Raw genomic sequence first — 25,384 nt, 5'->3', positions numbered from 1 at the left:
GGTTATTTGCGTCCGATCAGCACACCCAGGGTGTGGCTCTGGCCGGTATTAAGCACCCTGTAGTCGCTGCCTGCATTGGCGGTTTCGACACACAGCATGGTCTTCCAGGCCTCATCGGGAAAATCCGACAGCCGTGCTGCCTTTTCCGGGCCCGGATTCCAGACCACGGTGGAATCGCTGCCTACCGAGGTCAGTTTCCGGCTGCCTGACGGGGTCACAATGGTCAGGGGCTCTCCGCTCTCGTAGATGCGGTCGGTTTCCCCTTCGAAATACACCGGGCCTTCCTGGTTCTTGTAATCCCAGTCATCGAGAGTGTCGATGTATTGGCTGTAGCCCAGGCCCAGTACCCTCGAGCGGGTCACGTCCGAGGTTGGCAGGTAGGTGTGCAGGGCCTGACTGAAGGCCAGGGCCTCTTCGCCCAGGTTGGTCGTGGTCAACGCCAACTGGCAGCCACGTACCGAGAAGTGGAAGGTGATCAGTGCCAGCGCGTGGCCACTCCAGACGTCGGCAAAATCCTCGTTGGCGTCCAGCGAGAGGCTGATTTCCACTTCGTGGGCATTCTCCCGAACGTCCTCGAGTTTCCATAGCGCCGTGCGGGCAAAGCCGTGGGCGCCGTTGGTATGGATGCGCTTGCGCACGGCTGGCGGATTCTTGCCGGGATTGCCAAACCAGGGCCAGCACACGGGGATACCGCCCCGGATAGCCCGGCCCGGCTCAAACCGGGCGCTCTTGCTGAGCCAGAGCCAGTCCGGCTCGTCGCTTGGCATGAATTGCGTCAGATGTACCCCCTGGAGAAACAGGGTGGCGCGAAACAGCGGATGATGGACCTCCAGGGCTTCCAGCTGGCCGATTGTTTTCCAGCGGGTGAAGGACCACTGGCCCGGTGAAAGGGATCGGGAGGGTCTGTGACTGCTTTCTGACATAGACGTATCGGATCAGGTGGCGATTAAGTGTATCTGCTTATCATCAGAGTAAATTAAAACTGACCGGCCGGCGAGATTTGTGCCTAAAATAGCGCCGATTTCCCGACGAGGCCCACCCATGGACAATCCCACTGTTATCCCGATCAGAGACCCCCTTTCACGGACCGTCGGCCCTGAACTGGATGTTGTTGCCGGCAGTGACATCGCGGTCGTTGACGCAGGGCAGGCGAGTATTGCCGATGTCTCTGACGCCTGGCTGGATCAGCTGGCGGACGGCCTGAGTGAACACGGCTGGATGTCACTGGATGTCCGCGACCGGCTGGGACCTGTTCTGCTTGGGGCGCTGCGTGACGAAGTGGCCATTCTCGATCGCACCGACGCCATGAAGACCGCCGGAATCGGACGGGGCTCGGACCTGATCCGGGACCGCGCTGTGCGCCGCGACCGCATCGCCTGGTTGCAGGGGATTACGCCGCCCCAGGCGGAGCTCTTCCGATTCCTGGATGCCATCCGGTGTGGTCTCAACCAGCGCCTGTTTCTGGGCCTGAAACGGTTCGAGACCCACTATGCCACCTATCATCCGGAGGACTTCTATAAGAGGCACCTGGACAGCTTCCGTGGCCGTGCTTCCCGGGTGGTCAGCCTGGTCCTGTATCTGAATGAGGATTGGGCTCCGGAGGATGGCGGCGCATTGCAGGTATTCAACCGGGATAACGAGAACGAAGTTTGCGGAATGGTCGTTCCGGAAGCCGGCCGGATGGCCCTGTTCCTGAGCGAAGAAATCCCCCACGAAGTGCTCCCGGCAAACCGCACCCGGTACAGCCTGGCCTGCTGGTTCCGGCAGGATGAAGTGCCTTTGCCACTGTGAATTTCCGGCGCGGGCGATTTCCCGTTGTAGTCTGCAGGTCCATTTGCTAATATGCGCGCCGCTTTCGAGGGAAACCCCGGAACGCCGTTATGGTGGCCCCATTGGTGCCTCCGCAACATGAAACCGTGAACCCGGTCAGGCCCGGAAGGGAGCAGCCGAAGCGGTGGATTTGTGTGCCGGAGATCTGCTGGTGGGGTCACCCCCATTTTTCCCCTCCCGATGTGTTAATCCCCTGATTCTCCGCCCGTAATTGTGTTTCAGTCCCGGTGACAGAGTGCCAACTTTGCTTCTTATCAAAGCGGGTCCATGCTATGGTTAATCGCATTTTCACAGCAGTTGACGGAACATGAGCTACCAGGTACTTGCCCGAAAATGGCGCCCCCGGACCTTCGAGGACATGGTGGGCCAGGAACACGTGCTTCAGGCATTGATCCATGCCCTGGAAAACAAGCGTCTGCACCACGCCTACCTGTTTACCGGGACCCGCGGTGTGGGCAAGACCACCATCGGCCGTTTGCTGGCCCGCTGCCTTAACTGCGAGACCGGTGTCACTCCGAACCCGTGCGGGGAGTGCAGCAGTTGCCAGGAAATCCAGGAAGGCCGGTTTGTTGACCTGATCGAGATCGACGCGGCGTCCCGCACCGGCGTCGATGACATGCGGGAGCTCACCGACAACGTCCAGTACGCGCCAACCCGTGGCCGCTACAAGGTGTACCTCATTGACGAGGTGCACATGCTGACCAACCAGTCCTTCAACGCCTTCCTGAAAACCCTGGAAGAGCCGCCGGAGCATGTAAAGTTCCTGCTGGCCACCACCGATCCCCAGAAGCTCCCGGTGACCGTCCTGTCCCGGTGTCTGCAGTTCAACCTCAAGCGCATGACCCCGGAGCACATCGCGGGCCACCTCAAGCATGTATTGACCGAAGAGGGAATTCCCTTCGAGGAACCGGCACTCTGGCTCCTGGCCCGTGCGGCCGACGGCAGTATGCGGGATGCCCTGAGCCTGACCGATCAGGCTATTGCCTTCGGTAACCAGAAGCTCGCCGCCAGTGATGTCAGCAACATGCTGGGCACCATTGACCAGCGGGATATCGAACGCATTGTCAACGCCCTGGTGGAGCGTGACGGGCCGGGCCTGCTCTCGGAGATTGCGAGGATCTCGGAATTCGCCCCGGATTACAGCGTGATCCTGGCGGATCTGCTGTCCCTGTTCCATCGGGTGACCATGGAACAGGTGGTGCCGGGCAGTGCAGATAATGCCCTGGGTGATGCCAGTCAGGTCCAGGCCCTGGCCCGCAAGCTCAGCGCCGAGGACGCCCAGCTGTTCTACCAGGCTGCCTTGATGGGCCGTAAGGATCTGGATATTACCCCGGATGCCCGCATGGGCTTTGAGATGACCCTGGTGAGGATGCTGGCGTTCCGCCCGGGGACTGACCGGAGGGAGCCGCCGACAGTGCGTTCCGGTGGTGACTCGGCTGCGGGCGAAGCCCGGGATGAGCCCGGGCCTGCCGCTTCGCCGAAGGTATCGGAACCCGCGCCTCAGGAACAGGCAGTAGCCCCACCCGTGCCCGAAGCGGAACCGGTTACAGCTCCCGAGCCGGAACCGGTTTCCCAGCCAGAACCGGCGTCAGAACCGGCACCTGTGTATGAGGAGCCCCCTCTGCCTGAAGAGCCACCCGAGGTGGAGCCCGACTTCGGATACGAGCCGGAACTGCCTGAAGCGGCCCCCGGGCCGGAACCAGCGGTGGAAGAAAATCCGGAACCAGAACCTGAGCCCGCCCCCCAGCCGGTTGTCGAAGAACAGAGCGGCGACTTCGTCTGGGAGCGGGATTTCCGGGAACTTGGCATCGTTGGCATGCCCGGTAACCTGGCCAGCCAGACTGCCATGGTTCGGGACGGCGATACCATCGTACTCACTATCGACGATGGTCATGCCCGATTGCTCAACGCCCGGCACGAGGAAAAAATCGTCACTGCCTTGAGAAACCGCTTTGGCGACTCCATCGAGTTACGCATAGAGCAGGGCGAACCCGGGCCCCATACGCCAGCCGCGTATGAGGAACGGCAGCGCCAGGCACGCCAACAAGCGGCGGAGGACGCCATCCGCAAGGATCCGGTGGTCCAGTCCATCGTTGAACGATTTGAGGCGCGGATAGTCGAAGACAGTATCCGGCCCATCGAGACCAGCAGGAGATAGAACATGTTTAACGATATGGGCGATCTGATGAAAAAAGCCCAGCAAATGCAGGAAGAGATGAAGAAGGCTCAGGAAGAGATCGCCAAGGCGGAAGTGACCGGCGAGGCCGGAGCAGGCCTGGTGAAAGTCACCATGAACGGCCGCCACGATGTGAGCCGGGTCGAGATTGATCCTTCGCTCATGTCCGAAGAGAAAGAGATTCTCGAGGACCTTCTTGCCGCCGCGGTGAACGATGCCGTTCGCCGGGTTGAGGCCAACCAGAAAGAAAAGATGTCCGGAATGATGTCGGGGATGGGCATGCCCTCCGGTTTCAAGATGCCGTTCTGATCCGTTCGTCTGTTGTATTCCGAGGATAATTGATGGCTTTCAGTCCACTGGTTGATGAACTGGTCGAATCCCTGCGCTGCCTTCCAGGCGTCGGTCAGAAAACAGCCCAGCGCATGGCTTTCCATCTCCTGGAGCGCGGCCGGTCAGGGGGCACCCGTTTGTCCGAGGCCCTGCGCACGGCAATGGACGGCGTGCGCCGCTGTGAATCCTGCCAGAACTTCGCCGATACCGAGATCTGCGGAATCTGTGAGAACGCGGCTCGCAAGAACGGTACCCTGTGCGTGGTGGAAAGCCCCTCCGATTTGTTGGCCATCGAGCAGGCAGGCGACTACAAGGGTGGTTACTTTGTGCTGATGGGCCATCTTTCGCCCATCGATGGCGTCGGCCCCGAGGAAATCGGCATCGAACGCCTGCTCAAACGTGTCCAGGAAGAAGGGGTGACCGAGCTGATACTCGCCACCAACCCCACTGTTGAGGGCGAGGCGACAGCCCACTACATTGCTGACCGTCTCGATGGCCGGAACATCCTCATTACCCGTCTGGCCCATGGCATCCCGGTGGGTGGCGAGCTGGGCTATGTTGACGGCTTCACGCTGACCCACGCCTTCCGCGGTCGCAAACCACTCTCCGAATAGGCTAACCAGGCTTTCCTATGGCATCTTCTTCACCGGCCGTGGCCGTTCCCCCGGCCCCCACGATCATTCACTGGATCGAGACTCCCCAGGAACTGGATAAGTGGCTGGCACCGGCATCACCGGACCAGCCCCTTGCGCTTGATACCGAGTTCGAACGGGTCAACACCTTTTATCCCATCCCCGGGCTGGTCCAGCTCGGGATCGGGGATCAGTACTGCCTGGTTGATCCGGATGTGGCCGAGGCTTCTGCGGTGTTCCGGGAGGTGCTGGCAAATCCCGAGGTGCCCAAAATTCTGTATGCCATGAGCGAGGACCTGGAGTTGTTCCGTCACTGGCTGGGAATCGAACTGGCAGGGGTGGTGGATCTCCAGATTGGTGCGGCCATGGCGGGCGCTGGTTTCTCCCTGGGTTATGCCCGCCTGGTCGAAACCCTGTTCGGCGAAACCCTGGACAAATCGGCCACCCGTTCCGACTGGCTGGCCCGTCCCCTGAGCGACGCGCAGCAGCGTTATGCCGTGGACGATATCCGCTTTCTCGAGCCCATGTATCATTGGGTAATGGATTCCCTCAGGCCCCGTGGCCTGGTGGAGGCGCTGTTCGAGGAATCACAGCGGTTCGCCTCCGAGCTCGCCGCCCAGGACGATCCGGAGCAGCATTACCTCAAGTTGCGTGGCGGCTGGTCCCTGAACCCCGAGCAACAGGCCGTTCTGAAGGAACTGGTGCGTTGGCGGGAGGGGGAATGCCAGCGACGGGACATGCCCCGAAACCGGGTGTTTGCCGACGCACTGCTGATCCTGGTTGCCGAACGCTTACCGGAGTCAATGCATGCGCTGGGTGACATTCAGGGCATACCCTCGGGAGCGGTACGCCGCTACGGCGAAACCCTTCTCGAACTTGTCCGGAACGCGCGGGCTGCCGATAATGCCGGGCTTGAGCGAATTGCACCCCCACTGAGTCGTGACCAGCAGGCTGACTTCAAGCAGTTGAAGCGTACCGTCAGAAAGGTCGCGGAAGCCGCTGATATTCCGATGGAACTGGTTGCCCCGAGGAAGCGTCTTGAGAAACTGATGCAGGATCGGACGCTGGAAGGCAATCCGTTTTTCCAGGGCTGGCGCGGGGAGTTGCTGGCGCCGGTACGAAGCCAGATTGAGGACATACTGAAGCAATGAAAGAGCGGGAATTTATCTCCGTATTCAGAAGCAGCCGGAAGGCGGATACCTATGTATTCGTGCGTCGGGGTCAGAGCTGGGATGACCTCCCGGAGGGGCTCAGGGGCATCTTCGGGGCGCCAATCCATTCCATGGACCTGGTGCTGACTCCGGACCGCAAGTTGGCCCGGGCTGCCGGCCAGCAGGTTCTGGAAGCCATTAAAGAACAGGACTTCTACCTGCAGATGCCGGAAGAGCAGGAGGGCTACGTGGTCGAGTTCAAGCGCAAGCTGGAGCAACACGAAAAATGATTGCCCAGATTCCGTTCTGGCAACGCAAACGCCTGGACGAGATGACAGCGCAGGAATGGGAATCCCTGTGCGACGGCTGTGGCAAATGCTGTCTGGCGAAGCTTGAGGATGAAGACACCGGCGAGGTCTACCATACCGATCTTGTGTGCCGGTATATGGATCAGGACACCTGCCGGTGCACGGTGTATTCCGAGCGCCTGCAGAAAGTGCCCGGTTGTACCGTGATCACACCGGATACCGTCAGGGATTATTACTGGCTGCCTTATACCTGTGCCTATCGCTCCCTCGCTGAGGGGCGCGGGCTGGCGGCCTGGCATCCGCTAAGGAGCGGGGATCCGGAGACGGTGCACGAGGCCGGTATATCGGTGCGCCACAGGGTGATTTCCGAAGAACAGGTGCCTGAAGAAGACTGGGAAGAACACATCATTCACTGGGTATTGTAATGTTAGACGCGGATACACAAATGGCCTACGGGATTTTCTGGGCCGCTTATGCCATTGCCTTCGTAATATTCTTCTACATGATGAAGCGGCTGTTCCGCTTCATTCCCCTGTATGGGCTTCGCACCCTGCTGTTGTCGGCGTTGATGGTGCTCCTGCTGACACCGGTTGAATCGCCGGATGTGGCAGGCTGGTGGATGCCGGCCTGGCTCTATGGGGGGTACGAGTTGATCCTCGGCCACATGGAGACCGCCAGCATGGCATGGTTCAACTTCGGCCTCGCGGGCCTGGTGATGTTGCTGGTATGGATCCTGGACCTGGTACGCTATCGCCTCGTTAAACGATGAGCGCTGCCTGGCCCGCTATTGATCAGAAACTTGAAAAGTAATCGACAGGAATTGAGAGCATGAAGTTTACCGGTACCGAGAAGTATGTAGCCACAGATGACCTGCAAATGGCCGTCAATGCGGCGATTGCGCTCCAGCGTCCGCTGCTGATCAAGGGCGAGCCCGGCACCGGCAAAACCTTGCTGGCGGAGGAGATGGCATCGGCCCTGGGCATGAGGCTGATACCCTGGCACATCAAATCCACCACCAAGGCCCAGCAGGGACTGTATGAATATGATGCGGTCTCCCGCCTGCGCGACTCCCAGCTGGGCGATGAGAAGGTCAAGGACATCAGCAACTACATCGTCAAGGGCAAGCTCTGGGAAGCCTTCGAATCCGAGGAGCAGGTGGTTCTGCTGATCGACGAGATCGACAAGGCCGATATCGAGTTCCCGAACGACCTGTTGCTCGAGCTCGATCGAATGGAGTTTTTCGTCTACGAGACCCAGCAGTTCGTCAAGGCGAAGCACCGCCCGATCGTGGTCATCACCAGTAACAACGAGAAGGAACTGCCGGATGCCTTCCTGCGCCGCTGCTTCTTCCATTACATCAGCTTCCCGGACCACGAGACCATGCAGAACATCGTGGACGTGCACTTCCCGAACCTGCAGCAGGAGATCGTCCGGGATGCCCTGGAAGTCTTTTTCGATGTGCGCAAGGTGCCGGGGCTGAAGAAAAAGCCGTCCACCTCCGAGCTGATCGACTGGCTGAAGCTGCTGATGGCCGATGAGCTGACCGCCAAGGCTTTGCAGGAGAAGGACACGGGGACCGCGTTGCCACCGCTGTATGGCGCCCTCGTGAAGAACGAGCAGGACGTGCACCTGTTGCAGAAGCTGGCTTTCATGGCACGCCGTCGCAACTGATTTCCGGCAAGAGTTCCGCTTTATGTTGATTGATTTCTTTCTCGAAGTGCGGCGGGCCAAGGTTCCCGCCAGCCTGCGCGAATTCCTCGATCTGCTGGAGGCCCTGCAGAACCGACTGGCCTTCGCCGACATGGAGGAGTTCTATTACCTGGCGCGCCTGTGCCTGGTGAAGGACGAGCGCCACTTCGACAAGTTCGATCGTGCCTTCCAGGCTTATTTCGAGGGTATCCAGAATCTGGATGACCTGCTGGAAGCCCTGATCCCCGATGATTGGCTCCGGGCAGAGTTCGAGAAGCACCTCAGTGATGAGGAAAAGGCAAAGATCGACTCCCTGGGTGGTCTGGAGGAGCTGATCGAAACCTTCAAGAAGCGCATGGAAGAGCAGAAGGAGCGCCACGCCGGCGGCAACAAGTGGATCGGAACCGGTGGCACATCACCGTTCGGTGCCAACGGCTATAACCCCGAAGGCTTCCGTATCGGCCAGAAGAACGGGCGCCAGGGGCGGGCAGTCAAGGTCTGGGAGAAGCGGGAGTTCCGGGACCTGGACGACAGCATCACCCTGGGTATCCGCAACATCAAGGTTGCCCTGCGGCGGTTGCGTAAATTTGCTCGTCAGGGTGCGGCGGACCAGCTGGATATGGATGACACCATCCGCTCCACCGCCCGCAATGCTGGTTACCTGGACCTCAAGATGGTGCCCGAGCGCCACAATGCGGTGAAGGTGCTGATCTTCTTCGACGTGGGCGGCTCCATGGACCCGCACATTCGTGTCTGTGAAGAGCTGTTCTCCGCGGCCCGGCTCGAGTTCAAGCATATGGAGTATTTCTACTTCCACAACTTCATTTATGAAAACGTGTGGAAGAACAATGTCCGGCGCATGAACGAGACCACCAGCACCTGGGACATCCTCCACAAGTACACGCCGGACTATAAGGTGATCTTTGTCGGCGATGCCACCATGGCGCCCTACGAAATCTCCCACCCCGGCGGCTCCATTGAACACTGGAACGAAGAAGCCGGTGCCACCTGGTTCCAGCGCGTGACCGATCACTTCCGCAAGGTGGTCTGGCTCAACCCGCTTCCGGAGAGTTACTGGGGCACGGGTGGCTCGCTGGGCATGACCCGGCAGCTGGTGAATGATCACATGTATCCGTTGACCATTGATGGCCTTGAGTCGGCGATGAGGCAGCTCAGTAAGTGAGAGTGGGGCCAGGTGTGAAAATGGGGTCAGATGAAAAATTTCATCAGACCCCGGCCAGACTCAGGGGTCTGAAGAAAACCTTCTTCTGACCCCAACTTAAAAAAAGCCGATGCGGTTGAGGGCATCGGCAAAAGCTCGGCATATTTAGCGGGTTTGCCTGGCCGGCACTCCCGCCGCGGTAGGTAATGCAACTGCCAGGCCATCTCAAAAAACTACCGTAAAATCAGACCGGTAATAATGCCTGAACGCTCCTGCCATACTGTCCTGCCGGTTCCTTTCCCTCGCTTCTGTCAAAAAAATCGACATTTCCTGTTTCCCATTTGGTGATCTGGATACCGTTCTTGCCGGTTACCAGGTGTTACGCTTCCTCTCACTTTGTAACGGAATATTGCCGGAATTGTACGGGGCAGGAGAGGTATGTTCGGCTCACAAAAACCACAAGGACGCCGACAGGATCGCTGGTTGACTCATGCCTTCATCAGGCTGCTGGCTGTGCTGTTCTTCTGTTCCGGAGCCGCTGCCTCAGTCCTGGACGACAACATTGCCGAATTCACCGAAGATGTTCGCCGACACTCCGCAAGCATTAACTCCCTTGAGCGCAATCAGCTTCAACCACTTGGCACCCGACTGACAGTTTTCCTGACACTTGCTTCCGGCGGGCTCGATCTGGATTCGCTTGACCTGTTCATCGATAACCGGCCGGTTGCCTCGAAGCTTTACGCCTTGCAGGAACAGTCCGCCCTGACCGCAGATGGGGCTCAACAGCTCTATACCGGCCACCTGGCGACTGGTGATCATGAACTGAAGGCGGTCGTTACGGCCCGTTCGGCGGACGGGGATTTTGTCCGGCGGGAGGCTACCCAGCGGTTTAGCAAGCAGTCCAGGGCCCTTGCCATTCGGCTGAACCTGAGTGCCAGTGCACCGGATTTTGAACCACGGGTCTCGTTTATCGAGAGTCAGGTCCCCGAGGAAGAAATCGCTCTTGATGATCCAGGTGTCAACCACGCCGCAGATCGCGAACCCCCATCCTCCCATGCCGATGCCCATCGCAAAGCCCGGTTCGATCTGGCGGAGAGCCACCGAAGGGCTGGCAGGCTCCAGGCGGCCGGAGAAATCCTAGCGGCCATGCCGGAAGGTTATTGGGCAGCAGCGGGATACCTCAACCTCGCCAGTGATTTCGCAAGAGAAGACCTCGACCCGTCCCGGGCATTGGTGGCTCTGAGAGTGGCGATGGCCATGGCGAAGGTCGAGGATGGCGACGAGCGCAGCCGGCACCTGCATGATCAGGCACTGCTACGGGCGGGCTACCTTGCCTATCGCAATGGTGAGTTTGAAAAGGCGATCGGCTTTCTTGAATCCGTCTCCCTTGATAGCCCCAGCACCCCGCAGGCACTTTACTTTCACGGGCTGGCGCTGACCGAGCGGGGTAACCACCGGGCCGCCATGCAGAGCTGGCATCGGGCCCGGAAGTTTCCGCTGGCGTATCCCGGTGCGGCGGAAGCCTGGATCGGCATGGGCCGGGGCTACGATCTTGCGGGTTATCTTGGTCAGGCTGGGGAAGTTTATCTCGCGGCCAATGCCGTCTATGAGAGCGAGCGGGTTGTGCTGCGGACCCTCAGGGATCAAGTCCGCACCGAGGGGGCTTACCAGGCCCTGGTTGCCGATGCCAAAGCCTCCGATCTGGAATGGTTCCTGGCTGACAGCCGTTCCATGCAGCAGCCCAGGCTGGCGTATCTGCTGGAATTCCTGAAACAGCCGTCGGCGCAGCGAGCGGTTGGCCGGGTTGCAGCGTTGGCCGCCCTGGCGAACCGACTGACAACTCATTCCCACGATCTTGAGGTGTTTGCCGGGGCCCTGGAATCGGCTTCAGATTCGGTTCCGGAATCCGCTGCAAGCAAGGTGGCTCCGCTCAGTCGTTCGAATGGCCGTTACCTTGAACGTCTGACGGATCTGCGAAACACCGCCGAGGACGAGCTCGACAAACAGGTCCTGGCGTTCCTGGATCACCAGGACCAGCGGATGGTTTTCGCCCTGAACAAGACCGAGCAGCAGATTGCCCACCTGTATGAGTATCTGGCCCTGGAAAGCCTGGGAGGGAGGGGCCAATGAACCTGCCTTCCCGTCTGATGTTCCTGGCCGTTGTGCTGACAGCGCCTGTCGCAGCCCAGGAAAGTTTTCGTGTAGAGCTGGGCCGCGATGGCAAAACCATCGGTGACATGCGGCCGGTGTTCCTGAAGTTCGAAAGCCGCCCACTGCCTGCCATATCACCGGCGGAAGTGGCCCGCCGTTACCAGCGACTGTTCGAAAACTCCGACGAGCCGGAAGTCCGCGTGGATGCCCTGAATCGCCTGGCCAACATCCGCGATCGCTCGGGCCAGGACGTGGGCTATGCGCCCGAGCAGGAGCCGGCAATCTATGAGGAAGTCCTGGGCAGCTACGAGTCCATTCTCGCCCGTGGTTCTTTTTCCGGGCGTCTGGATGAACTGCTCTACCAGATGGCCAAAGCCCATGCGCTGACCGGAGAGGCCGGAGAATCCATTTCGCGGTTGAAGCAGCTGGTGGGCCTTTATCCGAAGTCACCACTGGTGCGGGAAGCAAGGTTCCGCATCGCCGAGTCTGCCTTTGCCAGCGGACAGTTCGCCGAAGCGGAGACCGGCTATCGCGCATTGCTCGAAGGCGAGGGCGGGGAGTCTCTGAAAGCCAAGGCCCGATACATGCTTGGCTGGAGCCAGTTCAAGCAGGGGGAGCATGCCTGGGATCGCGCCGCGGATACTTTTCATACCGTGCTCGACGGCTTCTTGCCGACCGCCGAGAGCATCCGGCAGGTACCCGAATCCTCGGTGGAGACGGTTGATGACACCCTTCGGGTATTGGCGCTGATGGCCTCCCCCACCCGGGGATTGGCCACTCTTGACCGTTGGTTTGACTCGGGCTCTGTGCGCCCCTGGGAACCGTTGGTCTTTGACCGGTTGGCGGATTTGTACGCGATTTCGGGGGAGTACGAAGCCAGCGTGGCAGTGAACGAAGCCTTTTATCGTCGATACCCGCAACACCTCAGCAGCCCCCGCTTTCTTGCACAGGCAGTGGAGGTCTGGCAGATGGCGGGTGATGATCGGAAAGTGCGACAGGCCAGGGCCGGCTATGTCGCTGCCTATAGCCCTGTCATTGCGTTCTCTCAGCTGGAACCACAGGAACAGTCACGCTGGCGTGAATACGCCCGCTGGCTGGCGGATACCAGCTACGAGGCAGCAACCGGGCTTTCCGACAGGGGCAAAGTTGAAGCGTCGCTCCCGTTGTTTGCCGAAGCTGCGGGTTATTACGAAACGCTGGCGCCAAGGGCAGCGAACGCCGGGCCGGTATGGCGGCTGGCCGGCGATGCGCGCCTCCAGGCCCGACAGTATCTTGAGGCGCTAGAGAATTTCAGGACGGCAGCCTACCAAACCGGGAACTACAGTGAAGCGGCCGATGCCGGCTGGGCAGCGGTGGTTCTGCAACGGGACCAGGTGATAAACAAGGCCGGCCCGGGATTGGAAGAACTGGCAGCCGAAATCGACCAGTTTGCCTCCGCCTTCGAGACGGATGTACGAATACCCGGTGCCCAGGCTGACCTCGACGCCCGATGGCTTGAGGTCCAAAATCATGACCAGGCCGCAGCCTATGCCAGCGCGGTTCTGAAGCGCGGCGATGCCGTCACCAAAGAGCAGTACGCGGCATGGCTGATCACAGCGCAAGTGCGCCAGGCTCAGGAAGAGTTTGGCCTGGCAGAACGGGCCTGGCGGCAGGCGCTGAGGTTGATTGATTCCGGTGAGCCTGATGATCTGACCCAGGATGACCGGGATCTGATCCTGAAGCAGCTGGCGACTGCGGTCTATCGCCAGGGCGAGAGGGCGGCCGAAACCGGCAAGGTGGCAGAAGCTGTGGCCCATTTCCAGCGGGTGGGGCACGTCCTGCCGGACGCGAAAATTGCCATTCAGGGCCGGTTTGATGCCGCCAACACGTTGTTGAAGGCTTCCGAGTGGCAGTCGGCGGTGAACGAATTGCAGTGGTTCCGGCGCAACTACCCGAGCCATGACCTCGCCCTCGGCATTGGTGAGAAACTGGTGTATGCCTACAGCCAATCCGGTCAGCCGGGCCGGGCGGCGGATGAGTTGCTGGCATTGGCTTCTGGGCAGGCCAACCCCTGGCCGGACAAATTGCGTGCGGCGGCTCTTTATCACGAGGCCGGTGACACCGGGCGACGGGATGATCTCTACGTTGAATTCCTTGCCACCGGGCCGGTCCCCGCGAGTGCCGAGGATCACATCCGGCTCCAGACCATGCGCCACCGCCTGATGGCCTCGGCCAGTGATCCGGACAAGATTCGGGCCGCTATCGTGGAGGCAGAACTGGCCAGTGAGTGGCACTCACCCGAAACACTGCAATGGAGTGCCGCCAGTGCCACCGTTCTGGGCACCCGCGCAGCGGCGGTCTTTGCCGATGTTCCTCTGGATTATCCCCTCGCCGAGTCCCTTGATCGCAAACAGGCCGCGCTTGAAGCCGCACGGGAAAGGCTTGCCCAGGCGGAACGTCTCGGTGGTGAAGCGGTGCGCTCGGAAATCCTTTACCGCCGGGCCGAGCTTTACCGCGAGCTGGCTCAGGACCTGATGGCCTCCGAGGTGCCGGCGGAGCTCAACGAGATGGAAACGATGCAGTACCAGATGCTTCTTGAAGAGGAAGCCTATCCCTTTGAAGAGAAGGCCCTGAACCTGCATGCCGAAAACCATGGGCGCATTGCCGAAACCGACTATGACGACTGGATCGGTCAAAGCCTGGAGGCGCTGGCCCGGATAAACCCGGGGCGCTATGAGCGCTCGATGCGCTGGATGAGCGGGAACGCCCCGAAAGCAGATACGGAGGAGGGCGATGATGTCTGATTTCCACCTTTATCGGTTGTTGGGTTTGCTTGGCGTTCTCTGGCTGTCTGGCTGCGCGGGCCCGGCCGTGGAGCAGCAAGCAGCCAAACCGGAAATCAATCCCGTACTGGCCGCCGAGCACGCCAGGCGAGCCATGAGTGCCTGGGAACAGGGTGACCGGGAGACAGCCGTTGAAGCCTGGCGCCAGGCCGTAGCCCTCAACCCGGAAGACCCGGTGGCCGTAAATAATCTGGCCCTGGCGCTGAAAGAACAGTACCGGTTCGTTGAGGCGGTTGATCTGCTCGAGCGGGGTTTGGCCAGATCGCCCGAGGTGGCCCAGTTGCACTACAACCTCGCGGTGATCTCGGAACTCTATCTGCTGGAGCTGGACAAGGCGCTGGCTCACTATCGGGCCTATCAGGACCTGGCCGGTGAGGAAGACGCGGCAGTGGACGGGTGGATTGCGGACCTTGAAAGGAGGCTCCAGTGATGAACCGGATCGCCAACCTGGCCAAAACAGCGGTCTTGCTGATCGCGTTTGCCGCCAATGCTGTCGGCGGAGAGTACCCAACGCCGGGCAAAGAGCGTGCAACCCTCGAGATTGCCGGCATATCCGCCACCACCGGCGAGGATGAACCCCGAATTCTTTACATTCTGCCCTGGCAACCGCCAAGCCTGCCTCGCAGGCCCCGGGCAGAACTCGAAGACCAGGCCCCGGAACTGGAGCAGCCCCTGGACCCCATGGCGGTGGAGCGCCATCGCAGATTCCGAAACACACTGGACCCCATGACCCTGGACCCACAAGGCATTCAGCCTTAACCGAGCAGTAAAAACGGGAGAACAACAATGCTGGAAACAATCGTTCGTTTTTTTCAGGAAGGCGGCCCCTTTATGTACCCGATTGCGATGGTACTGGCCCTCGGCCTGGCGATCGCCCTTGAGCGCTTCATCTTTCTGGCCTCGGTGGGGCGAAAGAACCGTGTCACTTTTGAGAAAGGCATCCTGCCGCTGTTACAGAAACGGGATTACCAGCGGGCGATGAAAGCCGCGAGCCACTCCAACAGTGCCATCGGCTCGATCATGGGGGCGGGCCTTGGTCGGCTGGTCAGTAACAGTCGACGGGAGGATATCGAGTACGCCATGGAAGAGGGCCTGATGGAAGTCCTGCCCAGGCTGGAAAAACGCACCCAATACCTGGCCACGCTGGCCAACATTGCGACCCTGCTGGGGCTGTTGGGCACCATTATCGGCCTGATCTCTGCTTTCACGGCGGTAGCTGCCGCTGATCCCGCGCAAAAGGCCAGCCTGCTTTCCGAGAGTATCTCCGTTGCGATGAATACCACGGCTTTCGGCCTGATGTCAGCGATTCCGCTGCTGATGTTTCATGCCCTGCTGCAGACCCGCACCAATGAAATCGTGGACAGCTTCGAGATGGCAGGGGTCAAGTTGTTGAACCTGGTCTCCGAGCCAACACCGTCCGGCGCCAGCGGCGCGGCAGCGTGAAGCTGGCAGCGGTCCCGCAACAGCACTGAGGAGGGAATGGACCATGAGACGTCGACATCGTCAGATGACGAATTCTCCGGAACTGGATATCACCGCGTTCCTGAACCTGATGATCGTGCTCGTACCCGTGCTGCTACTCGGAATGGTGTTCAGCCAGGTACGCATGATCGAGCTGAATTTTCCCGGGCTGCAGGAGGGCGAACCGCTAGAGTCGGAGCAACTCGATCTGGTGGTCACCCTGATTCCCGGAGGCATCGAAGTAGCGGATTCCGAGCGGGGTCTGCTCCGGGTCTTGCCCGCGACTGACGGCAAGCAGGACTTTGAGAGTCTGAGAAACCTGCTGCGGGGGATCAAGGCCAGGGTTCCGGACAAGACCGATGTGATTCTTGAAGTCGGCCCTGACATTGACTACCAGACCCTGGTCACCACCATGGATACCGTCCGCTCCTATCCCGCCGTGGTGGCCGCCAGTGTCGTGGAGGGTGAGCTGTTTCCGGATATTTCCCTGATGGACGCGCCGGAGGATCGGGCGCTTGCTGATCTGGCGGCACCGGCGGCCGGGGAGGGCGCATGAAAAGCTCCCATCGTTCCCGGCGGCTGCGCCGTCACTATGGCCGGATGCACAAGGCCGGTGGCCTGAACCTGGTATCGCTCATGGATATCTTCACCATCCTGGTGTTCTTCCTGATGGTGAATTCGTCCGATGTGAAGGTGATGCAGAATTCAACCGACGTGCCGCTGCCGGTCTCCAGCGCCGAGCAGCAGGCAGTGGAGAACCTGACCGTTCAGGTAAACGGTCGGTCGATCTTGGTGCAGGACCGGGAAGTGGCGCGGCTGGATGGCATCGAGACGGGTGATCGTCACATCTCCGGTTTGTCCGAGGAACTGGCCTATCGCCGTGACCGTTTGCAGGAAATTCCGGAACAGGGCCTGCAAATCACCATCATGGCTGCCCGGGATACCGATTACCGCCTGCTGCGCAGGATCATGCAGACCTGCGTTGATCAGCAGTTTCGTCAGGTAAGGCTGGCGGTGGAGCCGGAGGCGCGCAATGGCTGACGCTTCCGTACTGCAGGATTGGCAGACCCCACGCCTGCCCTGGTCCCGGGCGCCGGGTGAACGAAAGCGGTTTGTGGGGATTCTGGCCGTGACGGTGCTGGTGTTCCTGCCGCCGGCGCTGTTGATTCCGACTATGGAGCTGCAGGAATGGGAGCGGGCGGAGGTGGAAGAGGTGCCGACGAGGCTTGCGAGGTTGGTGGCGGCGCCGGAGGTGAAGAAGGGGTCAGAAGAACAAGTTCTTCAGACCCCGGAGTTGGAGCAGGCCCCCGAGCCAGAAAAGGGGTCTGATGAAAACCTTCATCTGACCCCAACTTCACCTTCACCCCCCAATACCCAGGCAACGCAAACCGTCGAGCAAGCCCGCGAAACTGCCTCCCGCTCAGGCTTGCTGGCCATGAAGGACCGGCTGGCGTCACTCCGGGAATCCCCATCGGAGCAGGCCGCGGCTATGGCCGCCAACGTGGGATCAGGGTCCCGATCAGAATCGCCAGAACCTGACTCGTCGGACGTTCTGAAGGGCAGTGGAGGCGTTGAGGCCGGGGAAAACCCGGCAGCCGAAGTCGCGGTGGCTGACCACCAGGTCAAGAAAGTCGAGCCCAAGACAGAACCGGCGCAGCAAACCGTAGCCCGCACCAACACCGCCGCCGCGAAATCCTCCGCCGGAGAGCGGGCCATGAGCAATATCCGCAAGGTGTTCGATGCCCAGAAAACCGCGCTTTACTCCCTGTACAAGCGGGAGTTGCGCCAGGATCCGACCCTGGAGGGCAAGGTTCTGCTTGAGCTGGTGATTGAGCCGGATGGTTCGGTGTCCGCCTGCGAGGTCGTGAGTTCGGAGCTGGAAAATCCGACCCTGGAGCAGCGTATCGCCATGCGTGTTCGCATGTTCAGTTTTGGTGCGGACAGTGTCGAGCGGCGGAAAGTGCGGTTTCCGGTGGATTTCCTGCCGGGCTGAGTCCCGGCAGGAAATCTCACGCGCCGCAGCGGGCCGGGCGTCGGTTTAGCGGTCGATGGTGATCTCGGGCAGGTTCGGTTTGTTCAGCTTTACCTTGTCCTTGGGGGCAATCACCTTGGCTTCGCCGACAACCACCTGCTGGTCATTCTGGTTGCGCACATCGCATTCCACGACAACCCGGTTTTTCGGCTCCTTTCGCAGTACTTGCAGCTTCACCGTGATAGTGTCATCCAGCTTGACCGGCCGTTTGAAGGCGAGGTTCTGTTCAAGGTAGATGGTTCCCGGGCCGGGCATCACGGTGGCCAGTGCGGCCGAGACCAGGGAGCCGCTCCACATGCCGTGGGCAATGCGTTCCTTGAACATGGTATTGGCCGCAAATTCGGCGTCCAGGTGTACCGGATTCACATCACCGGAAACCGCCGCGAACAGGTACAGGTCGTCCTCGGTCAGGGTCCGGGTAAACGTGGCGGTGTCGCCCTCGTTGAGTTCGTCATAGGTGACATTTTCCAGCGTATCCAGGGTATCGTTCATCGTGTGCTCCGCACGTTATTGAAAGCAAAACAGTTGTTCGGTGTGATGCCTGAAACCTACCTCATCGATTACAAAACTGCTATTCTCTCTCCACTTTTTTTCGGCTGATACTTTTGTCGGGTTGATTTTTTGATCAGTCTGACATTGGTCGACCATTACAATCAGAAGCGCCAAACAGGAGATGGTGATGGATTTTGAGCAGTTTTATCAGGACAAATACCCCGCCGGCGTGCCGCGCGAGGTAGACCTGGATAAATACCAGAGCATGGTGGATGTGTTCGAGCAGGCCGTGAAAAAATACGCGGACCGCCCCGCATTCAGTGCTGTTGGCGCAACTCTCACTTACCGTGACCTCGACACCCAAACCCGTAATTTTGCAGCCTGGCTGCAGAACAAGACTGACCTGAAGCCGGGGGATCGCATCGCTGTCCAGATGCCAAACCTTCCCCAGTACCCTGTGGTGGTTTTCGGCGCAATGCGTGCCGGCCTGATTGTCGTCAACACCAACCCGCTCTACACCCAGCGGGAAATGGAACACCAGTTCAACGACTCCGGCGCCAAGGCGCTGGTAGTGTTGGCCAACATGGCAGATAACGCCGAAAAGGTGGTGCCCCAGACCGGCATCGAGCATGTCATCATTACCGAAATTGCCGACATGAACTCGCCGATCAAGCGCACCCTGATGAATGCGGCGGTCAAACACGTCAAGAAGATGGTGCCGGCCTTCAACATTCCCGGTGCCCACAAGCTCCCGGCGGTTCTGGGGGCAGGCGCCCGTGAAAAGTTTACCCCGGTTGAGACCAAGAAGGACGATATCGCGGTTCTGCAATACACCGGCGGTACCACCGGTGTCGCCAAGGGTGCCATGCTCACCCACAGCAACCTGGTAGCAAACCTGCTTCAGGTCCGCCCGATGATGGAAGACACCGTGGAAGAGGGCAAGGAAGTGGTCATCGCGCCCCTTCCCCTATACCACATTTATTCCTTCACCCTGAATTGTGGCCTCATGCTGGAGGCTGGCGCCCATAATGTGCTGATCCCGAATCCGCGGGATATTCCGGGCTTCGTTAAAGAGCTGAAGAATCACAAGTTCACCGCGTTTCTGGGCCTGAACACCCTGTTCGTTGCCCTGTGCAACAACGAGGAGTTCCAGGATCTGGACTTCAGTTCCCTGAAGCTCACATCCTCCGGTGGCATGGCCCTGACCAGTGATACCGCCAAGATGTGGCAACGGGTGACCGGTTGCGAGATCTCCGAAGGTTACGGTATGACCGAAACTTCCCCGGTGGTCACGTTCAACCCTCACAGCGCGATCCAGATCGGTACCATCGGTTTGCCGATCCCCTCCACCATCGTCAAGACCATCGACGATGACGGCAACGAGACTCCGCTGGGCGAGCCCGGCGAACTGTGTGTCAAAGGTCCGCAGGTGATGCGTGGCTACTGGCAGCGTCCGGAGGATACCCAGAAATCCTTCACCGACGACGGTTTCCTGAAAACCGGGGACGTTGCACTGATCCAGGAAGACGGCTATATCCGCATTGTTGATCGCAAGAAGGACATGATCATCGTGTCCGGCTTCAACGTGTTCCCGAATGAAGTGGAAGATGTGGTGAGCGCACATCCGAAAGTGGTGGAGTGTGCGGCCGTCGGCATCCCGGATGCCAAGAGCGGGGAGGCGGTCAAGGTTTATCTTGTGCCGACCGCCGAGGGTGTCAGCGAGAACGAGCTGAAAGAGTTCTGCCGTGAGCGCCTGACCGCCTACAAGGTACCCAAGCACTTCGAATTCCGCGATGAGCTGCCCAAGACCAATGTGGGCAAAATCCTGCGTCGCGAACTGCGGGATGAAGCCAGCAAGTAATCCCATTGGTACCTTGAAGACCCCGCTCCGGCGGGGTTTTTCATTTTTAAGCCAGCGACTTTCCGCTAGACTGTGCTGCTCGAATCAACCCCACTGAGCTTTACACCGGTTCCTCTTTTCAATGCCAAAGACCACATCTGACAGTCCCGCACCGTCCTCCCCACGCCCGGACTCCCAGGCTGCCGTGAAGGCCATGATGGAGCAGCTGGACGCCTGCAATCAGCAGGAGGCCGCCCGCATCGTCAAGACCGTGGCCCGCACCAAGGGCAAGCCCGGCCAGAAGGATCTGGAGAAAATGGCGGGCTGGCTGGAGCGGGGGCTGGAGAAAGTCCGGCAACGCCAGGCGCTGCACAAACCGGCAAGCTTTCCCGAGTCCCTGCCGGTATCTGATCGGGTCGATGACATCCGCGAGGCCATCGAACAGAACCAGGTGGTAATCATTGCCGGTGAGACCGGTTCCGGGAAAACCACCCAGATCCCCAAGATCTGTATGAACAGCGGTCGCGGCATCCGCGGCCTTGTAGGCCACACCCAGCCCCGCCGGATTGCCGCCCGAAGCGTGGCAGCCCGGATCGCCGATGAGCTGGGGGAGCAGGTGGGGCAGCAGATCGGTTATCAGGTCCGCTTCACGGACCAGACCTCGGAGCAATCCCGGGTCAAGGTAATGACCGACGGTATCCTGCTGGCGGAGATCCAGCATGACCGGTTCCTGGACCGCTACGATACCCTGATCATCGACGAGGCCCACGAGCGCAGCCTCAATATCGATTTCCTGCTCGGTTACCTGAAGCAGTTGCTGCCCAAGCGGCCCGATCTGAAGATCATCATTACCTCCGCCACCATCGAAGTGGACCGTTTCAGCGAATTCTTCGACCAGGCCCCGGTGATCGAGGTCAGCGGCCGTACCTACCCGGTGGATATCCGCTACCGGCCCCTGACCGGTGACGAGGATGACCGGGACCAGAGCTGGACCGACGGCGTGCTGGATGCCCTGGGGGAAATCGAGGACCACGAGCGCAGCGAAAAACAGCCTCCAGGCGATGTCCTGGTGTTCCTGCCTGGCGAGCGCGAGATCCGCAGCCTGAGCAAGGTGCTTCGCCACGTGGACCTGAAGCACACCGAGGTGCTGCCGCTGTATTCCCGCCTCAGTAACCAGGAGCAGAACCGGGTATTCCAGTCCCACCGGGGCCGGCGCATCGTGCTGTCCACCAACGTGGCGGAAACCTCGCTCACCGTGCCCGGCATCCGCTACGTCATCGATACCGGGGTGGCCCGGATCAGCCGTTACAGCGTGCGTTCGAAGATCCAGCGCCTGCCCATCGAGCCGATATCCCAGGCCAGTGCCAACCAGCGAGCCGGCCGTTGCGGCCGGGTTGCGCCGGGTATCTGCTTCCGGCTCTACGATGAGACCGATTTCATCAACCGACCGGAGTACACCGATCCGGAAATCCTGCGCACCAACCTGGCCTCCGTCATCCTGCAGATGGCCACGTCCGGCCTGGGTGAAATCCGCAACTTCCCGTTTCTGGAGGCTCCGGACAAGCGCCAGATCAATGACGGTTACAAGCTGCTGGAAGAGCTGGGTGCGGTCGATGACAAGCGAAAGCTGACCCGGCTGGGCCGGACCATGGCCAAGCTGCCACTCGATCCGCGCCTGGCCCGGATGCTGGTGACCGCCGCAGACCAGGGCAGTCTGGCGGAGACCTTGGTTGTGATCGCCGGCCTCAGCATCCAGGACCCCCGCGAACGACCCCAGGACAAGCAGCAGGCAGCGGACCAGGCCCACGCGCCGTTCAATGACAAGGAATCCGACTTTGCCACCCTGCTCAACATCTGGAACTGGTACGAAGGGCAGCGGCAGGAACTGTCCCATAACCAGCTCAAGAAGCTGTGCCAGAAGACCTTCCTGAGCTGGATGCGCATGCGGGAATGGCGGGACATCCATCGTCAGCTCACCCTGATCTGCCGGGAGCAGAAGCTGGCGTTCAACAAGGAACCGGCCAGTTACGATCCGATTCACAAGGCCATCCTGGCCGGTTTGCTGGGGCAGGTGGCGGTCAAGCTGGAGAAAAAGGAGTATCTGGCCACACGGAACCGCAAGGTGTGGATCTTTCCGGGCTCCAAGGTGGCCAAGTCCGCCCCCAAGTGGATTGTGGCGGCGGAAATCGTCGAAACCAGCCGGGTCTTTGCCCGCATGGTGGCCGCTATCCAGCCGGAGTGGATCGAGCCGCTGGCCGGTCATGTGGTCAAGCACAATTACTTCGAGCCGCACTGGGAGCAGAAGCGAGCCCAGGTGATGGGCTACGAGAAAGTGACCCTGTACGGGCTCGATGTAGTACCCAGGCGTCGCATCCCCTACGCCAAGGTGGATCCGGTCGAGAGCCGCAACCTGTTTATCCGCCGTGCCTTGGTGGAAGGGGATTACCGGTCAAAGGCCCCGTTCATCGCCCGCAACCGGGAGATGCTCGATACCGTCGAGAACCTGGAAAAGAAAACACGGCGCCGGGACCTGCTGGTGGACGACGAGGTACTGTTCGCTTTCTACGACGAGCGGCTGCCCAAGGATATCGTCAGTGGCCGGCACTTCGAATCCTGGTGGAAGAATCTCTCGGCGGAGGAGCTCCGGAACCTGGAGCTGACCGAGGAGGACGTTCTCCAGCGCCCGTTGGATGCCGGCGCGGCGGAGCTTTACCCGGATTATCTGGAGTGGGAGGGCGTCAAATACCCCCTCAGCTATGAATTCGAGCCCACGAGCGAGCGGGACGGCGTCACTATGCAGGTGCCCCTGATGGCACTGAAGCAGATTCCGTCCCGGCGTCTGGAGTGGCTGGTGCCTGGCCTGCTCCGGGAGAAGTGCATTGCCCTGGTGAAGGGGCTGCCGAAGGCGCTGCGCCGCAATTTCGTGCCGGTGCCGGATTTCGTCGATGCCGCCCTGGCCAACATGCAGCCTTCCAACGCACCGCTCACCCAGCAGCTGGGGGACGAACTGCGTCGCATGACCGGTGTGCGTATTGATCCGGAGGCCTGGTCGGAGGCAGAGCTGCCAAGGCATCTGAGGATGAACCTTCGGGTCATGGGCGACAAGGGCAAGGTGCTGGCGGAGAGCCGCGAAACCGGCGAAATCCAGTCCCAGCTGGAAGGCAAGGCGGAAGAGGCGTTGGCATCGGTCAGCCGCGACAGCAAGCTGGATCAGCCCTCGGGCGAATACACCGACTGGCAGTTTGGCGATCTGCCTCGCCAGGTCCAGACCGAGAAGGGCGGTATGCAGGTGACGGTGTATCCCGCGTTGGAAGATCTGGGCAGGACCGTCCGGCAGATCCGCTGCCTGGACCGGCTTACGGCGGAAGACACCACCAAAAAGGGTGTGGCAAGGCTGATTGTTAACCGCTTCGGCAGCACCCTGAACGACCTGGAGCGTAAACTGCCCCGGTTCAAACAATCTGCCTTGATGTTCGCCCCGGTCGGACAAGCCCGGGTATTGCTGGATGACCTGCTGCTCTCCACCGTGATCCAGCATTTTCTGTCCGATGAGTTACCCCGGTCGCAGGCCGACTTCGACCGTATATTCGATGCCCGACGAGGGGACTTTATCCCCGCCCTGGAGGAAGCAGATCAGCGGCTGTACGAGGCCATGAGTGGTTACCAGAAGGTCGCCAAACAGCTGAAGGGCAAGATCAACCTGGCCCTGGCCAACAGCATGGCTGACCTGAAATTCCAGCTGGAGAACCTGGTGTACCCCGGCTTCCTGGTGGCAACCCCGCCGGAGTGGATGGCACGGTTCGGCGTGTACTTCGAGGCCTGCCTGGTCCGGCTCGAGAAGATGCCCCGGGAAATGGGCAGGGAGCGGGAGTTCCTGCACACCATCGAACCGTTGTGGGCCCGCTATGCCGCCAAACGCGATGAGCAGCAGCGCCAGGGTATCCGGGATCCGGAACTGGTGCTGTACCGATGGATGCTGGAGGAATTCCGGGTGTCGTTTTTTGCCCAGCAACTGGGCACCGCGATGACGGTTTCGGTAAAACGCCTGGACAAACAATGGGAGAAAACCCGCGTCTGACGCCGTTAACGAAGGCTAACGGGAAAATCCGGATGACTGTGTTAGTATTTCCGGCAGTGCATCATTCTGTCATCAAGTTTTCACTGTCTTGACGTGGGGTTAGCGTGATTAAAGCCGTCATTAGCGGAACCGGTCTGTACACACCGCCTGCAACAATTGATAACGATGAGCTGGTTGAAGCGTTCAACCAGTTCGTTGACCTGTATAACGACGAACATGCCGAGGAGATCGAGCGGGGTGACATTGCCGCGCTTCAGCACTCCTCGTCCGCGTTCATTGAGAAGGCGTCCGGTATCAAGCGCCGGCATGTGATCGACAAGGAAGGCATTCTCGACCCGCGTCGGATGGCGCCCTACATCCCCGAGCGCAGCAACGACGAGCACTCGGTTCAGTGTGACATGGCGGTGGCTGCCTGCAACGAAGCACTGGAGCAGGCCGGTAAAACCCCGGCGGATGTGGATGCGGTCATCGTTGCCTGCTCGAACATGCAGCGCGCCTACCCGGCGATCTCCATCGAAGTGCAGGAAGCACTGGGTATCGACGGCTTTGCCTACGACATGAACGTGGCCTGCAGTTCTGCCACTTTTGGCCTGCAGGCTGCGGTCAATTCCGTGGAAAACGGCGCGGCCCGTTCTGTGCTGGTGGTCAGCCCGGAAATCTGCTCCGGCCACCTGAACTTCCGGGATCGGGACAGCCATTTCATCTTTGGTGACGCCTGCACCGCCATCCTGGTTGAGCGCGAGGAAAACACCAAAGAGGGCCAGGGCTTCGAGATTCTCGGCACCAGTCTGAAGACCAAGTTCTCCAACAGCATCCGCAACAACTTCGGTTTCCTGAACCGCGCGGATGAATCCGGCATCGGCAAGCCGGACAAGCTCTTTGTCCAGGAAGGCCGCAAGGTGTTCAAGGAAGTCTCGCCGATGGTGGCCCAGACCATCCAGAACCACCTGGAATCGCTGGACCTGTCACCGGAGAACCTGCGCCGGATGTGGCTGCACCAGGCCAACCTGAACATGAATCAGCTGATTGCCCGGAAGGTTCTGGGCCGGGACGCGACCGAAGAGGAAGCACCGGTCATCCTGGATGAATACGCCAACACCAGTTCCGCCGGCTCGATCATCGCCTTCCACAAGCACAAGGACGACCTGGAATCCGGCGACCTCGGGGCGATCTGCTCCTTCGGCGCCGGTTATTCCATCGGCAGCGTTGTGGTTCGCCGCCGCTGATCTG

At 60.2% G+C, this 25,384-nt stretch carries 23 protein-coding genes and 1 other RNA gene; 22 read left to right on the top strand and 2 right to left on the bottom strand.

The features are described from left to right. Positions 1-2: 2 nt before the first annotated feature. Positions 3-923 (bottom strand): D-hexose-6-phosphate mutarotase, encoded by a 921-nt coding sequence (locus ACESMW_RS00735; RefSeq protein ID WP_372985179.1) that lies wholly within the window; start codon positions 921-923, stop codon positions 3-5. A 118-nt stretch (positions 924-1,041) separates the two neighbouring features. Between ACESMW_RS00735 and ACESMW_RS00730 the strand changes: the two genes are divergently transcribed. The 19 genes from ACESMW_RS00730 to ACESMW_RS00640 all read left to right on the top strand — a co-directional run bounded on the left by ACESMW_RS00730 (position 1,042) and on the right by ACESMW_RS00640 (position 17,705). Beyond that, entirely contained in the window at positions 1,042-1,791 is a 750-nt protein-coding gene (locus ACESMW_RS00730; protein WP_372985178.1) for a 2OG-Fe(II) oxygenase, read from the top strand. Positions 1,792-1,890: 99 nt separating this feature from the next. Continuing rightward, positions 1,891-1,987, top strand: an RNA gene (ffs, locus tag ACESMW_RS00725) — signal recognition particle sRNA small type. Positions 1,988-2,137: 150 nt separating this feature from the next. Beyond that, positions 2,138-3,988: a DNA polymerase III subunit gamma/tau gene (dnaX, locus tag ACESMW_RS00720; protein ID WP_372985177.1), complete on the top strand. Its 1,851-nt coding sequence runs from the start codon at positions 2,138-2,140 to the stop codon at positions 3,986-3,988. Positions 3,989-3,991: 3 nt separating this feature from the next. Beyond that, positions 3,992-4,315, top strand: coding sequence for a YbaB/EbfC family nucleoid-associated protein (locus ACESMW_RS00715; RefSeq protein ID WP_372985176.1), 324 nt, complete (start codon positions 3,992-3,994; stop codon positions 4,313-4,315). Between the two features lie 32 nt (positions 4,316-4,347). Next, on the top strand, positions 4,348-4,950 hold the full coding sequence (gene recR, locus ACESMW_RS00710) for a recombination mediator RecR (protein WP_372985175.1): 603 nt from the start codon (positions 4,348-4,350) through the stop codon (positions 4,948-4,950). Between the two features lie 17 nt (positions 4,951-4,967). After that, complete coding sequence (gene rnd / locus ACESMW_RS00705; RefSeq protein WP_372985174.1) at positions 4,968-6,119, top strand: ribonuclease D; 1,152 nt, start codon at positions 4,968-4,970, stop codon at positions 6,117-6,119. Further along, complete coding sequence (locus ACESMW_RS00700) at positions 6,116-6,409, top strand: YcgL domain-containing protein (protein WP_372985173.1); 294 nt, start codon at positions 6,116-6,118, stop codon at positions 6,407-6,409. The genes rnd and ACESMW_RS00700 overlap by 4 nt, the downstream gene beginning before the upstream one ends. Next, positions 6,406-6,852, top strand: coding sequence for a YcgN family cysteine cluster protein (locus ACESMW_RS00695; RefSeq protein ID WP_372985172.1), 447 nt, complete (start codon positions 6,406-6,408; stop codon positions 6,850-6,852). The genes ACESMW_RS00700 and ACESMW_RS00695 overlap by 4 nt, the downstream gene beginning before the upstream one ends. After that, positions 6,852-7,196 carry a hypothetical protein gene (locus ACESMW_RS00690; protein ID WP_372985171.1) on the top strand — a complete coding sequence of 115 codons (345 nt, stop codon included), beginning with the start codon at positions 6,852-6,854 and terminating at the stop codon, positions 7,194-7,196. The genes ACESMW_RS00695 and ACESMW_RS00690 overlap by 1 nt, the downstream gene beginning before the upstream one ends. Positions 7,197-7,255: 59 nt before the next feature. After that, entirely contained in the window at positions 7,256-8,098 is an 843-nt protein-coding gene (locus ACESMW_RS00685) for an AAA family ATPase (RefSeq protein ID WP_091999412.1), read from the top strand. Positions 8,099-8,120: 22 nt separating this feature from the next. Then, a complete protein-coding gene (locus ACESMW_RS00680; RefSeq protein WP_091999409.1) occupies positions 8,121-9,299 on the top strand; it encodes a vWA domain-containing protein in 1,179 nt (392 codons plus the stop codon). 417 nt (positions 9,300-9,716) lie between these two features. Then, entirely contained in the window at positions 9,717-11,408 is a 1,692-nt protein-coding gene (locus tag ACESMW_RS00675; protein ID WP_372985170.1) for a tetratricopeptide repeat protein, read from the top strand. Next, positions 11,405-14,212, top strand: coding sequence for a hypothetical protein (locus ACESMW_RS00670; protein WP_372985169.1), 2,808 nt, complete (start codon positions 11,405-11,407; stop codon positions 14,210-14,212). The genes ACESMW_RS00675 and ACESMW_RS00670 overlap by 4 nt, the downstream gene beginning before the upstream one ends. Then, positions 14,205-14,681, top strand: coding sequence for a tetratricopeptide repeat protein (locus tag ACESMW_RS00665; RefSeq protein WP_372985168.1), 477 nt, complete (start codon positions 14,205-14,207; stop codon positions 14,679-14,681). Before ACESMW_RS00670 ends, ACESMW_RS00665 begins: the two co-directional genes overlap by 8 nt. Continuing rightward, positions 14,681-15,010 (top strand): hypothetical protein, encoded by a 330-nt coding sequence (locus ACESMW_RS00660; protein WP_372985167.1) that lies wholly within the window; start codon positions 14,681-14,683, stop codon positions 15,008-15,010. The genes ACESMW_RS00665 and ACESMW_RS00660 overlap by 1 nt, the downstream gene beginning before the upstream one ends. A gap of 27 nt (positions 15,011-15,037) precedes the next feature. Further along, entirely contained in the window at positions 15,038-15,694 is a 657-nt protein-coding gene (locus tag ACESMW_RS00655) for a MotA/TolQ/ExbB proton channel family protein (protein WP_372985166.1), read from the top strand. A gap of 43 nt (positions 15,695-15,737) precedes the next feature. Next, positions 15,738-16,268 (top strand): ExbD/TolR family protein, encoded by a 531-nt coding sequence (locus tag ACESMW_RS00650; protein ID WP_372985165.1) that lies wholly within the window; start codon positions 15,738-15,740, stop codon positions 16,266-16,268. Beyond that, positions 16,265-16,753, top strand: coding sequence for an ExbD/TolR family protein (locus ACESMW_RS00645; protein WP_372985164.1), 489 nt, complete (start codon positions 16,265-16,267; stop codon positions 16,751-16,753). The genes ACESMW_RS00650 and ACESMW_RS00645 overlap by 4 nt, the downstream gene beginning before the upstream one ends. Next, positions 16,746-17,705, top strand: coding sequence for an AgmX/PglI C-terminal domain-containing protein (locus ACESMW_RS00640; protein ID WP_372985163.1), 960 nt, complete (start codon positions 16,746-16,748; stop codon positions 17,703-17,705). The genes ACESMW_RS00645 and ACESMW_RS00640 overlap by 8 nt, the downstream gene beginning before the upstream one ends. A gap of 45 nt (positions 17,706-17,750) precedes the next feature. Here ACESMW_RS00640 and ACESMW_RS00635 read toward each other — a convergent pair whose 3' ends face one another. Continuing rightward, the gene (locus tag ACESMW_RS00635; protein ID WP_372985162.1) at positions 17,751-18,236 is read right to left on the bottom strand and encodes a MaoC/PaaZ C-terminal domain-containing protein; all 486 of its coding nucleotides are present in this window, start codon (positions 18,234-18,236) and stop codon (positions 17,751-17,753) included. Positions 18,237-18,423: 187 nt separating this feature from the next. Here ACESMW_RS00635 and ACESMW_RS00630 point away from each other — a divergent pair, with 187 nt between their 5' ends. From ACESMW_RS00630 to ACESMW_RS00620, 3 genes are all read left to right on the top strand, one after another. Continuing rightward, on the top strand, positions 18,424-20,097 hold the full coding sequence (locus tag ACESMW_RS00630) for an AMP-binding protein (RefSeq protein WP_372985161.1): 1,674 nt from the start codon (positions 18,424-18,426) through the stop codon (positions 20,095-20,097). Between the two features lie 193 nt (positions 20,098-20,290). Next, positions 20,291-24,154 carry an ATP-dependent RNA helicase HrpA gene (hrpA, locus tag ACESMW_RS00625; protein WP_372985216.1) on the top strand — a complete coding sequence of 1,288 codons (3,864 nt, stop codon included), beginning with the start codon at positions 20,291-20,293 and terminating at the stop codon, positions 24,152-24,154. Between the two features lie 104 nt (positions 24,155-24,258). Further along, a complete protein-coding gene (locus ACESMW_RS00620) occupies positions 24,259-25,380 on the top strand; it encodes a beta-ketoacyl-ACP synthase III (protein WP_372985160.1) in 1,122 nt (373 codons plus the stop codon). The last annotated feature ends 4 nt before the right edge of the window (positions 25,381-25,384 follow it).

The sequence above is a fragment of the Marinobacter sp. genome, from assembly GCF_041690455.1.
Lineage (GTDB): Bacteria > Pseudomonadota > Gammaproteobacteria > Pseudomonadales > Oleiphilaceae > Marinobacter.
Note: the sequence above shows the minus strand (reverse complement) of the source record. Positions and strands in the feature narration are given on the sequence as shown.